Annotated in this window: 10 protein-coding genes and 1 pseudogene; 3 read left to right on the forward strand and 8 right to left on the reverse strand. The window is 46.1% G+C overall.

What is annotated here, in order from left to right; genetic code table 11:
• Positions 1–24: 24 nt before the first annotated feature.
• The 6 genes from panF to acs all read right to left on the reverse strand — a co-directional run bounded on the left by panF (position 25) and on the right by acs (position 6,446).
• Positions 25–1,485 carry a sodium/pantothenate symporter gene (gene panF / locus OCU30_RS00945; protein ID WP_077313749.1) on the reverse strand — a complete coding sequence of 487 codons (1,461 nt, stop codon included), beginning with the start codon at positions 1,483–1,485 and terminating at the stop codon, positions 25–27.
• The gene (locus OCU30_RS00950; protein ID WP_077313747.1) at positions 1,478–1,762 is read right to left on the reverse strand and encodes a YhdT family protein; all 285 of its coding nucleotides are present in this window, start codon (positions 1,760–1,762) and stop codon (positions 1,478–1,480) included. The genes panF and OCU30_RS00950 overlap by 8 nt, the downstream gene beginning before the upstream one ends.
• 85 nt (positions 1,763–1,847) lie before the next feature.
• The gene (gene accC / locus OCU30_RS00955; protein ID WP_077313745.1) at positions 1,848–3,188 is read right to left on the reverse strand and encodes an acetyl-CoA carboxylase biotin carboxylase subunit; all 1,341 of its coding nucleotides are present in this window, start codon (positions 3,186–3,188) and stop codon (positions 1,848–1,850) included.
• A gap of 14 nt (positions 3,189–3,202) precedes the next feature.
• Complete coding sequence (accB, locus tag OCU30_RS00960) at positions 3,203–3,655, reverse strand: acetyl-CoA carboxylase biotin carboxyl carrier protein (RefSeq protein ID WP_077313744.1); 453 nt, start codon at positions 3,653–3,655, stop codon at positions 3,203–3,205.
• 60 nt (positions 3,656–3,715) lie between these two features.
• Positions 3,716–4,165, reverse strand: coding sequence for a type II 3-dehydroquinate dehydratase (aroQ, locus tag OCU30_RS00965; RefSeq protein ID WP_077313742.1), 450 nt, complete (start codon positions 4,163–4,165; stop codon positions 3,716–3,718).
• Between the two features lie 331 nt (positions 4,166–4,496).
• The gene (acs, locus tag OCU30_RS00970; RefSeq protein WP_077313740.1) at positions 4,497–6,446 is read right to left on the reverse strand and encodes an acetate--CoA ligase; all 1,950 of its coding nucleotides are present in this window, start codon (positions 6,444–6,446) and stop codon (positions 4,497–4,499) included.
• Positions 6,447–6,761: 315 nt separating this feature from the next.
• Between acs and OCU30_RS00975 the strand changes: the two genes are divergently transcribed.
• Together OCU30_RS00975 and OCU30_RS00980 are read left to right on the forward strand one after the other, a co-directional pair.
• On the forward strand, positions 6,762–7,931 hold the full coding sequence (locus tag OCU30_RS00975) for a 3-phenylpropionate MFS transporter (protein WP_077313738.1): 1,170 nt from the start codon (positions 6,762–6,764) through the stop codon (positions 7,929–7,931).
• A 246-nt stretch (positions 7,932–8,177) separates the two neighbouring features.
• A pseudogene (locus tag OCU30_RS00980) lies at positions 8,178–10,052 on the forward strand (hybrid sensor histidine kinase/response regulator); the annotation flags it as partial.
• Positions 10,053–10,101: 49 nt separating this feature from the next.
• Here the strand turns inward: OCU30_RS00980 and gppA are convergent.
• Together gppA and rhlB are read right to left on the reverse strand one after the other, a co-directional pair.
• Positions 10,102–11,595 carry a guanosine-5'-triphosphate,3'-diphosphate diphosphatase gene (gene gppA, locus OCU30_RS00985; protein WP_077313734.1) on the reverse strand — a complete coding sequence of 498 codons (1,494 nt, stop codon included), beginning with the start codon at positions 11,593–11,595 and terminating at the stop codon, positions 10,102–10,104.
• A gap of 7 nt (positions 11,596–11,602) precedes the next feature.
• Complete coding sequence (gene rhlB, locus OCU30_RS00990) at positions 11,603–12,904, reverse strand: ATP-dependent RNA helicase RhlB (RefSeq protein WP_077313732.1); 1,302 nt, start codon at positions 12,902–12,904, stop codon at positions 11,603–11,605.
• A gap of 113 nt (positions 12,905–13,017) precedes the next feature.
• On the opposite strand from rhlB, the gene trxA reads away from it, so the two are divergent.
• Entirely contained in the window at positions 13,018–13,344 is a 327-nt protein-coding gene (gene trxA, locus OCU30_RS00995) for a thioredoxin TrxA (RefSeq protein ID WP_077313730.1), read from the forward strand.
• Positions 13,345–13,483: the final 139 nt, after the last annotated feature.

Below are 13,483 nucleotides of genomic sequence, written 5' to 3' on the forward strand. Positions count from 1 at the left end.
CCATTGTGCTGATATTAGTCAGTATTAAGAGGGTTGTGATGCGAGTGATGGCCGTGTTGTAGGCTTAATAAAACTCATGACGACGAAGACTAATAAACTGATGGCTTGCGTTGGTACGATAGGGTGTACACCGCCTAGATCTGGTTTAAACCAGCTTAGCGCGATAAACAGACCAATACCGCTTAGCATAGAGCATAGGGCGCCTGTAGCCGAAGCACGTTGCCAATATAACCCTAGAACCAAAGGCCATAAGAAGGCCGCCTGTAAGCCACCAAACGCCATGAGATTAAGCCAAATGATCATGTCTGGCGGGTTCGTCGCGGCACAAAACACTAACAATGCAAAGATGGCCGTTACCCAGAGTGAAAGCCGATTGAGTTTTCGCTCGCTGTTAGGTTTGTCGGCCAATGATGGGTTAATGTAGTTAAGATATAAGTCTTTTAATATCGTGGCTGAGGCTTGAATCAGCTGTGAATCAATGGTCGACATAATAGCGGCCATCGGCCCCGCTAAGAAAATCCCCGCAACGACTGGAGGAAGTACCGTCATCATCAAGGTTGGCATAATTTGATCCGGACTGCTCACATGTGGGATGAGTGCACGTCCCAGAGCGCCCGCCAGTGAGGTGCCAAACATCAGCAACGCGACTACTATGGTTCCAATGATGATGCCTTTGTGTACTGACTTACTGTCGCGATAAGACATGCATCGCACGGCCGCATGCGGCAGGCCAATCACCCCAAAACATACCAACATCCAGAAGCTAAGAATAAACGGTTGGCTTAAGAAATGATTTGGGCCATATGGCGTGATCAAATTTGGGTCGATGTCGTGCAATTTCATCACTAAATCCCCAAAGCTGCCACCTGCATGAATGACCCCAGCGAGGAGGGCAACGGTGCCTATCAGCATCATAATGCCTTGTACGGCATCGGTGAGGACTACCGCACGAAAGCCACCAATGGTTGTGTACAAACCGACAGTGAGTGCAAAAATAAATAAACCTTGCTCATAAGGCAGGCCAGTGACGGTTTGTAGTAAACGCGCACCACCGACAAATTGCACCACCATAATCCCAAAAAAGGCCAATAACAGCGCAAGTGAGGCAATAATCACTACAGGCCGGCTTTGAAAGCGGGCATAGAGAATATCGTTGACGGTAACCGCATTATGACGGCGTGCTTCAATCGCAAATTTTTTGCCCAACACCCCGAGTGTGAGCCAAGCGACAGGCAATTGGATCATAGTAAGCAATACCCAGCCTAACCCCATTTTATAGGCAGCTCCAGGCCCACCAATAAAGCTACTAGCACTGGCATACGTCGCAGAGAGAGTCATGGCAAGCACAAAGCCTCCCATGCTACGCCCACCCACGAAGTATTCATTGAGAAAGTGATTTTTGCTTTTGAAACGTCGAGTAAAAGCTGCTAAAGCAAAGACCGCTACTAAATAGATCACTAAAGGAATAAGTAGTTGGCTATTCATCACTGACATCCTCTGCATTGGGATCGAGAGGAATATCTTGGTAGAAGAATTTCACCATCAAATAACACAAGCCGCAAAATAGCACAGGTCCAACAATGCATGATAAGAAAAACCATAATGGAAATCCCATCACTAAGGTTGGTAACTGAGTATCGTTAATATCGGGAGCAAATCCATAGGCGGTGGCATACCACCAAACAAAATATAAACCGGCTAACGCTAATGCCAGAATCGCTTCTTTGTGCGCCTGATGGTATAAGTCAGAAAGCTTAGACATGCGATCTCCTTTTTTAATAAGGCAGATAAATGAAAAGGCCACCAATGGTGACCTTTATTATTTATAAAGAGAGCGTAGGACGTAATTATAGGCCTAGCTTCTTCTCTAAATAATGGATGTTAGTACCGCCATGTTGGAAATGTTCATCCAACATGATCGATTGTTGTAGTGAGATATTGGTTTTAATCCCTTCAACAATCATTTCATTTAGTGCATTACGCATACGAACGATAGCAACATCACGCGTTTCACCGTAAGTGATCAACTTACCAATCATAGAATCGTAGTACGGAGGAACCGTGTAACCAGAGTAAATATGAGATTCCCAGCGAACTCCCATACCACCTGGAGCATGGAACATTTCAATTTTACCTGGAGACGGTAGGAAACGTTCTGGATCTTCAGCGTTAATACGACACTCGACAGCGTGGCCACGAATCTTAATATCATCTTGGGTAAATGACAAAGGTAGGCCAGCTGCAATGCGCAGTTGCTCTTTAATGATATCGACGCCGGTGACCATTTCAGTGACTGGGTGTTCTACTTGTACACGAGTGTTCATCTCGATGAAGAAGAATTCGCCGTTTTCATATAAGAATTCAAACGTACCTGCACCTCGGTAATCGATTTCGAGACACGCTTGGGTACAACGTTCGCCGATGAACTTGCGCATTTCTTCCGTGATACCAGGAGCCGGCGCTTCTTCTACGACTTTTTGGTGACGACGCTGCATAGAACAGTCACGTTCACCAAGGTGAACCGCATGTCCTTGGCCATCAGCCAAGACTTGAATTTCCACGTGGCGTGGATTTTCAAGGTATTTTTCCATGTATACGATATCGTTATCAAAAGCCGCTTTGGCTTCTGCGCGAGTCATATCAATAGCTTCAATAAGATCTTCTTCACGACGAACAACACGCATACCACGACCACCGCCGCCACCAGAGGCTTTGATGATGACTGGGTAGCCAATACGTCTACCGTGTGCTTTGTTCTTCTCTGCATCACCATCTAGTGGGCCATCTGAACCTGGAACACAGGGTACGCCAGAGCGTTTCATGGCATTGATGGCTGATACTTTATCGCCCATCATGCGGATAGTTTCAGCACGCGGACCAATGAAAGTGAAGCCGGATTGTTCGACTTGCTCGGCAAAGTCTGCGTTTTCTGATAAGAAACCGTAACCTGGGTGAATCGCCTCTGCGCCACTCACTTCCGCTGCTGAAATAAGGCGCGGAATATTTAAGTAGCTATCAATGCTACGGGCAGAGCCGATGCAGATGGTTTCATCCGCAAGCAATACGTGCTTAAGATCGCGGTCGGCAGTTGAGTGAACGGCAACCGTTTTGATACCAAGTTCTTTACATGCGCGCAGAATACGCAGCGCAATCTCGCCTCGGTTCGCGATGACAATTTTGTCTAACATAGGGACAGCCTCGCTTACTCGATGATGATGAGTGGCTGGTCAAATTCTACCGGTTGGCCATCTTCAAGCAACACAGCTGTTACCACACCCGCTTTATCAGCTTCGATTTGGTTCATCATTTTCATTGCTTCGACGATGCACAGTGTATCACCAACGTTAACGCTTTGACCGACAGTGACAAATGGTTTTGCATCTGGGCTTGGTGCGCCATAGAACGTACCTACCATTGGAGAAAGTACTTGATGACCAGCTGGTTGTGCGGCTGGTGCTGGCGCTGCAGGAGCAGCGGCCGGAGCAGCAGGTGCTTGCGCTGGAGCTGGAGCAGGGGCAGCTGCATAATGTACTGGAGCAGGAGCTGTCATATTACGGCTGATTCTTACCGATTCTTCGCCTTCAGAAATTTCTAGCTCAGCGACGCCAGATTCTTCAACGAGTTCGATAAGCTTCTTAATTTTACGAATATCCATTGTTTCTTTCTCTTTATCTGTGTGTAAGACAGTGCCTATAGGGCGCTGCAGAGTGATGCTTTATTTTGCTTGCAGTGTGTTAATCGCTGCAGACAAAGCGAATTGGTAGCCTTGTGCGCCTAGCCCACAAATCACGCCTTGAGCCTTATCAGACAAATAGGAGTGATGGCGGAAAGCTTCACGTGCATGTATGTTAGAAAGATGCACTTCAATAAACGGAATATTAACCCCAAGTAGTGCATCACGCAGGGCCACACTCGTATGTGTGAATGCTGCGGGGTTAATAATGATAAAGTCTACTTGACCGTAAGCGTTATGAATTGCTTCAAGTAATTCATATTCACGATTCGATTGAAGGTGCTCGAGCTCTATGTCTGCTTGCTCCGCCTGGTCACGCAGTGTGGTGACAATATGCTCAAGAGTTGCTGAGCCGTAGTGGGCGGGTTCTCGTAAACCTAATAAGTTTAGGTTTGGTCCATTGAGTACAAGAATGCGTAATTTTGCAGTCATTGTGCAGTTATCTTCCTATATAGTCGCTAGAACGTAAACTATACCTTTATAAGCGTAGTTTTGACGCTAATTTTTTGTCAAAATTACACTGTCTTTCAAAAGTTGACCATGATTATAGCTAATTCACAGCAAATGGCAGCAAATTACTGGTCTAATCACATAGTTTAATCCTAAATCAGTAAAATTAACACCCCGATTGCCCTCGTGTCTTCTATGCGGGGTAATTGATAAAAAAAATAGATTAGAAAGCAAAAACTGTGACTTTTGATTGGAAAAGAAGCACGAAATACCAACGTATTTCGTGCGGTTTGAATTTAAATAATGCGGTGGTTTATTGGTAGAGCGTTTTTTCAGACATCAGTGTATCGACGACGCTAGGGTCGGCCAGGGTGGAGGTATCGCCGAGGTTTCCGGTATCCCCTGTCGCAATTTTACGCAAAATACGCCGCATAATTTTGCCTGAGCGAGTTTTGGGTAAGGCGTCGGTCCAATGCATAATATCTGGTGTAGCAATGGCGCCGATTTCTTTACGTACCCAATCTTTGACCTCTTTATGGAGGTTGGCATCAGGGTAGATACCATCATTTAAGGTAATGTAGGCATAAATGGCTTGGCCTTTGATGTCATGTGGCACACCGACTACGGCGGCTTCGGCGATTTTATCAAAAGACACTAACGCGGATTCAATTTCGGCGGTGCCCATACGGTGCCCAGATACATTCAGTACATCATCGACTCGACCAGTAATCCAGTAATACCCATCATCATCACGGCGCGCTCCATCCCCGGTACAATACATACCTTTAAAGGTTGAAAAGTAGGTTTGCTCAAAGCGGTCGTGATCACCATAAATAGAACGCATTTGACCGGGCCAAGAATCGAGGATGACTAAGTTACCTTCTGTGGCGCCTTCTAGCACTTCGCCACTATTATCAACCAAGGCAGGTTGTACTCCGAAAAATGGGCGTGTGGCTGAACCCGGTTTTAATGCTGTCGCACCGGGGAGTGGGGTAATCAAAATACCGCCAGTTTCGGTTTGCCACCACGAGTCCACCACGGGACACTGACTATTTCCTATCGTGTGATAATACCACTCCCACGCCTCAGGATTAATGGGTTCGCCCACCGAGCCCATAACACGTAGGCTTGTTCTGTGTGTCCCCTCTACCGCTTCATCACCTTTGGCCATTAAGGCGCGTATCGCGGTTGGCGCCGTATAGAGTAGAGAGACGTGATGTTTGTCGATCACTTCACTCATACGACGAGAATTCGGGTAGTTCGGTACACCTTCAAACATGATCGTGGTCGCGCCATTGGCGAGAGGGCCATATACAAGATATGTGTGACCTGTGATCCAGCCTACGTCGGCGGTACACCAAAACACATCACTTTTTTGATAATCAAAGACATATTTGAATGTCATGGCCGCATACACGAGATAGCCACCCGTAGTATGCAATACGCCTTTGGGTTTCCCGGTTGAGCCTGAGGTATAAAGAATAAACAGAGGATCTTCAGCGTGCATTTCTTCTGCTGGGCATTCGTCACTGACTTTGGCGACACTATCGTGCCACCATACATCACGTTTTTCATGCCACATAATGTCGGCGCCAGTACGTTTTAGTACGACAACACTTTGGATAATATCGGTATCGGGATTGTTTAATGCATCGTCGACATTCTTTTTCAGTGGGATGGTGCGGCCACCACGTACACCTTCATCTGCGGTCACCACAAGTTTAGCGTGCGAATCGATGATACGGCCGGCGAGTGCGTCAGGGGAGAAGCCGCCAAATACAACGGTATGTACCGCACCAATCCGAGTACAAGCGAGCATGGCAACGGCGGCCTCTGGTACCATCGGCATATATAAGCACACGACATCGCCTTTTTTAATTCCTTGAGCTTTCAGCACATTGGCAAAGCGACAAACCTGTTGATGCAGTTCATTAAACGTGATTTTTGTATCGTCGTTAGGGTCATCACCTTCCCAAATAATCGCGGTTTCCTCACCGCGCTCGGCTAAGTGACGATCGATGCAGTTCGCCGACACATTGAGCGTACCATCGTCAAACCAGCGAATATCGACATGACCAGTATCAAATGAGGTGTGTTTGACCTGACTAAAAGGTTTAATCCAATCGACTATTTTGCCATGTTGCGACCAGAAGGCGTGCGGATCGTTGATCGACTGTTGATACATGGATAGGTACGTGTCGTTGTCGGCATGCGTGGTGTCAGCAATCGCTTGTTTAACTGGGTATAGAGGGTTTGAATGCATTCTTCTTCTCCTTGAAAACTCATTCACACTATTCATGAACGTGGATGAATCGACCGATAGGTTTTGATAACCATCAGCCACAGAGTTGGTTTGCACAATTAGACTTTAGGAGTAGGCCGGTACATGACGTGATGCAGGTGGCAAAAATAGGATGATTTAGCGGGGGATTGCGCAGTAACAATGAGGGGATAAGGAAAATACTTTATGCTGAGTTGACGAAAAGAAAACATAGAGTCTCGAATAAGTCATTGTTATTTTAGGCACTAATACCTCTATAATACTGCCTCACCGTGGTTTCCGATATAAGGATTGTATATGTTCACCGCTTCCCCCTATGGATGGGTTTCGCAATATTTGTTTGGTTTTTTCTTTTCTTATGGGGTGTACTTACCTTTTTGGGCGTTGTGGTTTGAATCTCAAGGTGTTTCCGCTGCGCATATCGGTACCTTGATTGGTTTAGGCTTTGCTGCGCGTTGTCTATCCAATTTACTGCTTACTCCGCGTATCCATAAAGTGGAACATTTAGTACCAGCATTACGTTGGTTTGCGTTGGTAACCTTGGTGTTTGGTTCGTTGTATTTCGTTGCGGGTGGGAATTTCTGGCTACTGGCTATTATTACGATTCTGTTTAATTTGAGTATGGGGCCAATGATGCCCCTACCAGATTCTATGGCGAATTATTATGCTAAGCATCAATTGCTCGATTATGGCTCGACCCGAGTATGGGGGTCGATTGCGTTTATTGTTGGGTCGACCGTCGTTGGATATTTAGCCGCCAATTGGGGACATCAGTGGATTTTATTTGCCTGTCTTGGTGGGTTTGCGGCTAACTTGCTCTTAAGTCTACGCACGCCTAATCCGTTACCGAAAACGCAGGATGAGCAGACCACTTTACCGCGCCCGAAATTAATGACATTGCTACGTGAATGGCCGGTGGTCAAGTTTTTGCTGTTAGAAGCCTTGATTCAAGGCAGCCATGCCGCGTATTACTCTATTGGTTCGATTTATTGGAAACAATCAGGTTATTCTGAAGAAACCATTGGTTATTTGTGGAGCCTTGGTGTCGTGATGGAGGTGCTATTGTTTGCCTTTAGTCGTAAGTGGTTTGCTAATGTTCCCGTGAAAACCTTATTTACGTTGGCGGCGCTTGCGGTGGTCGTTCGGTGGGGTCTTGCGGCCATGACCACGGCACTATTACCTTTGATTATTATTCAAATTCTGCACAGTTTAACCTATGCATTGGCTCATTTAGCCGCAATGAAATATATCCAAATGGGCTCTCAACACCGTATGGTCGCGATGCAATCATTATATAACGCTATTGCGCTAGGAGGCAGTGTTGCGCTACTGACCGTGTTTAGTGGCTGGGCATTTGAGCAGTGGGGTGGTCAGGTTTTTTGGGTGATGTCAGCTATGGGAGTTTTCGCGTTGCTGATTCGCGTAGATTTGCCCAGATCGCATTTAGAAGAAAAAACGCCGTACTAAAATGTACCTTTCGCACAGAACACCAGTGACTTGATTGATTGCCAAGCCCATCTGCGTTTTATTAAAAGCCTTTCCTGTATTGGAAAGGCTTTTTAGTTTAATGCGATAAAGAGGGCGCTAATGCAAGGATGGCTGGTCATCATGATGTGGTTAATCTGTCTCGGTTTACTGGTGGCTGTTGTGGTGTGGCATGTCAATAAGCGTAGTGGATGGTTACGCCGCAAGTGTCCATGGATGAAAAATGAGCTCACCATTTACCAAAGCCGTGTGACAGTGGGTGAGCTGGAAATATTGGCCGCACGTTTTGTTGGTGAGCAACGTGCTCGTTTGGCCTTTGCGCCGTATGATGGGATTTGTCAGCCTTCTCAGCAAGCACCAGCTACGCTGATTCGTCACACTGAACAAGTGTTGGCGGATGTGTTTGGAGTGTCTTCGGCTCGCTTGGTACTGACCTCAGCATTGCAAGGTCGCAACTTACATTTAGATGATGTGGCGACTATTGTCGACGAGGCTTCAGAGATCTACGACTTTAGCCGGGGGTTGCTACAAGGTGCAATTGAGCATATCAGCCAAGGGTTATCGGTGGTGGATAAACATCTGCGGTTGGTGGCATGGAATCAGCGCTATTTAGAGTTATTTGATTTTCCCAATGGCTTGATTCAAGTCGGCCGTCCTATTGCAGATATTATTCGTTTTAATGCGCAGCGTGGCTTTTGTGGTCCAGGTGATATTGAAGAGCACGTTGCTAAACGGGTGCGTTTTTTACAGCAAGGCAATGCACATACTTCGGCGCGGCAACGTCCAGATGGTAAATATATTGAAGTTCAAGGTAACCCAATGCCTGGTGGCGGGTTTGTGATGAGCTTTAATGATATTACGGCTTTTCGTCAAGTTGAGCAGAGCCTTAAAGAAGCCAATGAGTACCTAGAAGAGCGGGTCTTAATCCGAACACAAGAGCTTGAAAATCTCAACAAGAAGTTGGTGACGGCGACACAACGTTCCGAGCAAGAATCTCGTTCTAAATCAAGGTTTTTGGCTGCTGTTAGTCATGACCTTATGCAACCACTTAATGCCGCGCGACTGTTTTCGTCTTCGCTTGCAGAAGTGTCTAAGCAAGCGGAAACAACACAACTGGCTCAGCATATCGAGCGTTCGTTAGAAGCCGCTGAGGGGTTGATTGGTGACTTGTTGGATATTTCGCGCTTGGAGTCGGGGAAGTTAGCCATTCATCCACAAGATTTTCTACTGAATGATGTGTTGCAACCACTTAATGCCGAATTCTCTGCCGCCGCTGTCGATCAGGGAATTGAATTTATTATGGTGCCATCGAGCGTAATGGTGACATCCGATCCCAAATTATTACGTCGTGTGATACAAAATTTTCTGACGAATGCGTTTCGTTACGGTGCACACGGTAAAGTTGTACTTGGCGTACGACATACTGGTAATCAAGTGCGCATTGAGGTTTGGGATAATGGCATGGGGATCGATGAGGAGAAACAAGCCGTCATCTTTGATGAGTTCACCCGAGGATTAGAAGTACAAGGCGATCAAGGCTTAGGTTTAGGGCTCGCGATATCGAAAGGTATTGCGCAAGTGCTTGGTCATGATATTCATATGCGATCTTGGTTAGGGCAAGGCAGTGTTTTTTCGTTGACACTACAGCGTCATACGGCTCTCGAACCCACGTCCTTGCACGAGTTACCAACGACGCCTGTGAGCGGAGAATCTGTCCATGATGTGTCGAGTTTACGAGTACTCTGTGTGGATAATGATACGGCGATTCTCGATGGCATGGGGGCATTATTAGAACAGTGGGGCTGTGATGTTCGTGTCGCGACGGATATCGTCAGTAGTCTGCAGATCTTATCATCGGATTGGAAGCCTGAGGTGGTGCTATCTGATTATCGGTTAGAGCATCAGCGAACCGGGTTGGAGGTTTTGCAGCAATTTCGCTTACGTTTAGGTGACAGCTTTACCGGCGTGATTATTAGCGCTGACCGGACCGCTGAGGTTATTAAGGCCGTGGATACGCATGGTTTCTCTTTTATCGCCAAACCCGTGAAGCCGTTAAAATTACGTGGAGTATTAATGCGCCATGGGCGCCGAGGGGATCTTTAATAAAACGCCCTCATGCGAGGGCGTTTTAATATAAAGAGTTGAGGGGTAACTAACGAGTTTCAATCGTCAGCGGCCACCCAATATCGCTTTGTCGATTGGCTTCTAACTCTAGTTCAGCGCGCGTAAGAGGATTATGTTCTAACCAGTCTTGCGACAAAGTTAGCGTCAAATTATCTCCGTTGGCGCTGAGTGTGAAGTTAGGTACCAAAGCACGGTGCCGGCGATGACTAAGCAAAACGGCAAGACGTAATAAACGCAATACTCGTTTGGCACTGTTTGCCGATAATGCGTGCTGCTCTGGCAAAGAGGTGAGCTGTTCGCGATAACGACGAGCAATTTCACCAATATAGTGTTTTTGCGCACGAGTATAACCTGGTAAATCAAGGTGCTGTAACAAGTAAGCGCTGTGCTCTCCCCCATGTTTGAAATCAATACTAAGACCAATTTCATGAAGGTGAGCGGCACTGCGCAGCAACATTTCGGCGTGAGGCTCTTCAACCCAATCGCTACCGCCACATTGTTCAAGTAAGTGACTGGTTAGTGTTGCGACTTGTTCACCATAAGCTTGATCGAGCTGATAGCGTTGTTGCACACTCTCAATTGTCCGCGCACGAATATCATTTTGACGCAGCCCGTCGACCATTTCATACACCAGCCCTTCACGTAACGCTCCGCCTGCCAGCGTCATTTCTTCAATCCCGAAAGATTCAAAAATCGCGATTAAGATAGAGAGGCCACTTGGGAACACTAAAGCTCTTTCGAGTGTTAAACCTTCAATCTCTAACTCTTCTAAATGATCTGACAGCATTGCTTGCTTCTGCAGACGCTTAAGCTTAGGTAAAGTAATGACTTCATCCATGCCTTGCGCCAACATGATTTCTTGCAAAGCTTGTACTGTGCCACTCGCGCCGACGCAAATATCCCAACCAAGCTGACAGTATTGTTCAACAATCGGCAGTAATGTTTGCTTAGCAGCATCGATCGCATGATCAAAGTTGGTTTGATTTAATTCGCGATCTTTAAAATGGCGCTCTAGCCATGTCACGCACCCCATTTTTAAACTGGTAAGTGCTTTAGATTCAAACCCTTCGCCAATGATGAACTCGGTACTAGCACCGCCTATATCAACCACTAAACGACGCCCAATACCACCAGAAGTATGAGCGACGCCTTTATATATAGTCGCGGCTTCTTCTTCTCCGGGAATCACATGAATATTATGTCCCAAGATTTGATTGGCGGTAGCGAGAAACTCACTCACGTTGGTCGCGGTGCGTAACGTTGCCGTGCCGACAATGCGAATATTCTCTTTGGGAATATCTTGCAAACGTTCTGCAAATAGGCTTAAACAATCCCAGCCGCGTTGCATGGCTTCTTGGCTGAGCGCATTGTTTTCATTAAGCCCAGCAGCCAAGCGAACTTTACGTTTTATTTTCGCCATGGTTTGGACACTGCCATCGATATGTCTAACGATAAGCATATGAAAACTATTCGATCCTAGGTCAATCGCTGCATAGAGCGGTGAAGAGACATCATGGCTCATAAGTCAGTTACGAATCCTTGTTATTGCTCTGACGAGGACGACGTTGAGGCTTGCGTTTATTGTTGCCTGAACGTGAACCCCCAGTGTTGGTACGACGTTGATTTGGTTTACGTAGCGTTAATGGCTTAGGTAAATCTGTCAATAATGCCGCTGGATCGTAATCAGAAACAATAATCGAGTGCTCAATCGTTTCTTCAATCGCTGGTAGGTTGACCGCATAATCTTCGCAAGCAAAGCTGATAGAGAAACCACTTTCTCCAGCACGACCTGTACGCCCAATACGGTGAATATAATCTTCACTGTCGTCGGGAAGATCGTAGTTAAATACGTGTGTAACAAGTGGAATGTGTAAACCACGTGCAGCAACATCGGTTGCCACCAAAATATCAATTTCACCTGCAGTAAACTGCTCTAGGATACGTTCACGTTTTTTCTGCGGCACATCGCCAGTCAGTAAGCCAACACGATGTTGGTCAGCGGCTAAGTGGCCCCAGACTTTTTCACATTGGTGTTTGGTATTAGCAAAAATGATCGCGCGATCGGGCCATTCTTCTTCAATAATGGTTTGTAGAAGCGCCATCTTGTGTTCGTTGGATGGATAGAATAATTCTTCTTGAACGCGCGCTGCTGTTTTACGTTCAGGCTCAATGACTACGTGCTCAGGTTCGTTCATATGCTCGAACGCTAGCTCTTGCACTCGGTAAGAGAGCGTTGCTGAGAATAGCATGTTCAAACGATCTTTTGGCTCAGGCATGCGGCGGAATAAAAAGCGAATGTCTTTAATAAAGCCAAGATCAAACATACGGTCAGCTTCATCCAATACGACCGCTTGGATATGGTTCAGATCAAAGGCTTTTTGCTTGAAAAAGTCAATGATACGCCCTGTGGTACCAATAAGAATATCAACACCTGAGTTAATCTTCTCTAATTGCTTATCATAGCTTTCACCACCGTAAGCAAGCGCTGCTTGAATACCCGTACTTTCAATAAGACCTTCAGCATCATTGTAAATCTGAATTGCCAGTTCGCGCGTTGGCGCCATAATAATGGCACGCGGCTGGTTCGGTCTACGACCTTCATTTTCCGGTGTTGTTAGTAAGTGATTGAATGTAGCAGTAAGAAACGCAAGCGTTTTACCAGTCCCTGTTTGGGCCTGGCCTGCAATGTCTCGGCCGGTGAGCAATACCGGCAACGCCTTGGCTTGGATCGGGGTACAGTATTCGAACCCTTTTTTTTCCAATCCTTCAATGACTTGCGGCTTTAATCCGAAGTCGGCGAACTTGTGCTCTGTGATATGCGTCTTTTTCATTCCTATAGAATATCAGCTTACGCTTGCAATACGGAAGTAAATACATTCCAATAGGGGAATCTATTTACTGGTTAGTACACGACCGGTTCAGAAAAAACACATTGGAGTGGAAGATGAGTGATAAATTTTTGCAGCTAACTGATGACAGTTTCGAAGCTGATGTGATTAATGCTGCAGGCCCTGTTCTTGTTGATTTTTGGGCAGAATGGTGTGGTCCTTGTAAAATGATTGCTCCGATTCTAGAAGAAGTCGCAGATGAATATGCGGGTAAACTCTCTATCGGTAAGCTAAACATTGACCAAAACGCAGGTACGCCACCAAAATATGGTATTCGTGGCATCCCTACATTGCTTCTATTTAAGAACGGCAGTGTAGTGGCAACCAAAGTCGGTGCGCTATCGAAAACTCAACTAAAAGAGTTTCTAGACGCGAACCTATAATCGCGTTACATAAACCGTACATAGAAATATGTGCGGTTTGTTTTTTCTAAAAACATTTTATAGACTAGAATAAAATTTAGTGCTAATTTATCGCACGTAAATCATACAAGTGTTCACTTCTTGGTCAATCCTGAGACCA

Origin of the sequence: Vibrio palustris (genome assembly GCF_024346995.1) — a bacterium.
GTDB lineage: Bacteria > Pseudomonadota > Gammaproteobacteria > Enterobacterales > Vibrionaceae > Vibrio > Vibrio palustris.

Excerpts from the sequence above, each read along its gene's own strand:
- panF (WP_077313749.1), bottom strand. The coding sequence starts at position 1,485 with ATGAATAGCCAACTACTTATTCCTTTAGTGATCTATTTAGTAGCGGTC.
- OCU30_RS00950 (WP_077313747.1), bottom strand. The coding sequence starts at position 1,762 with ATGTCTAAGCTTTCTGACTTATACCATCAGGCGCACAAAGAAGCGATT.
- accC (WP_077313745.1), bottom strand. The coding sequence starts at position 3,188 with ATGTTAGACAAAATTGTCATCGCGAACCGAGGCGAGATTGCGCTGCGT.
- accB (WP_077313744.1), bottom strand. The coding sequence starts at position 3,655 with ATGGATATTCGTAAAATTAAGAAGCTTATCGAACTCGTTGAAGAATCT.
- aroQ (WP_077313742.1), bottom strand. The coding sequence starts at position 4,165 with ATGACTGCAAAATTACGCATTCTTGTACTCAATGGACCAAACCTAAAC.
- acs (WP_077313740.1), bottom strand. The coding sequence starts at position 6,446 with ATGCATTCAAACCCTCTATACCCAGTTAAACAAGCGATTGCTGACACC.
- OCU30_RS00975 (WP_077313738.1), top strand. The coding sequence starts at position 6,762 with ATGTTCACCGCTTCCCCCTATGGATGGGTTTCGCAATATTTGTTTGGT.
- gppA (WP_077313734.1), bottom strand. The coding sequence starts at position 11,595 with ATGAGCCATGATGTCTCTTCACCGCTCTATGCAGCGATTGACCTAGGA.
- rhlB (WP_077313732.1), bottom strand. The coding sequence starts at position 12,904 with ATGAAAAAGACGCATATCACAGAGCACAAGTTCGCCGACTTCGGATTA.
- trxA (WP_077313730.1), top strand. The coding sequence starts at position 13,018 with ATGAGTGATAAATTTTTGCAGCTAACTGATGACAGTTTCGAAGCTGAT.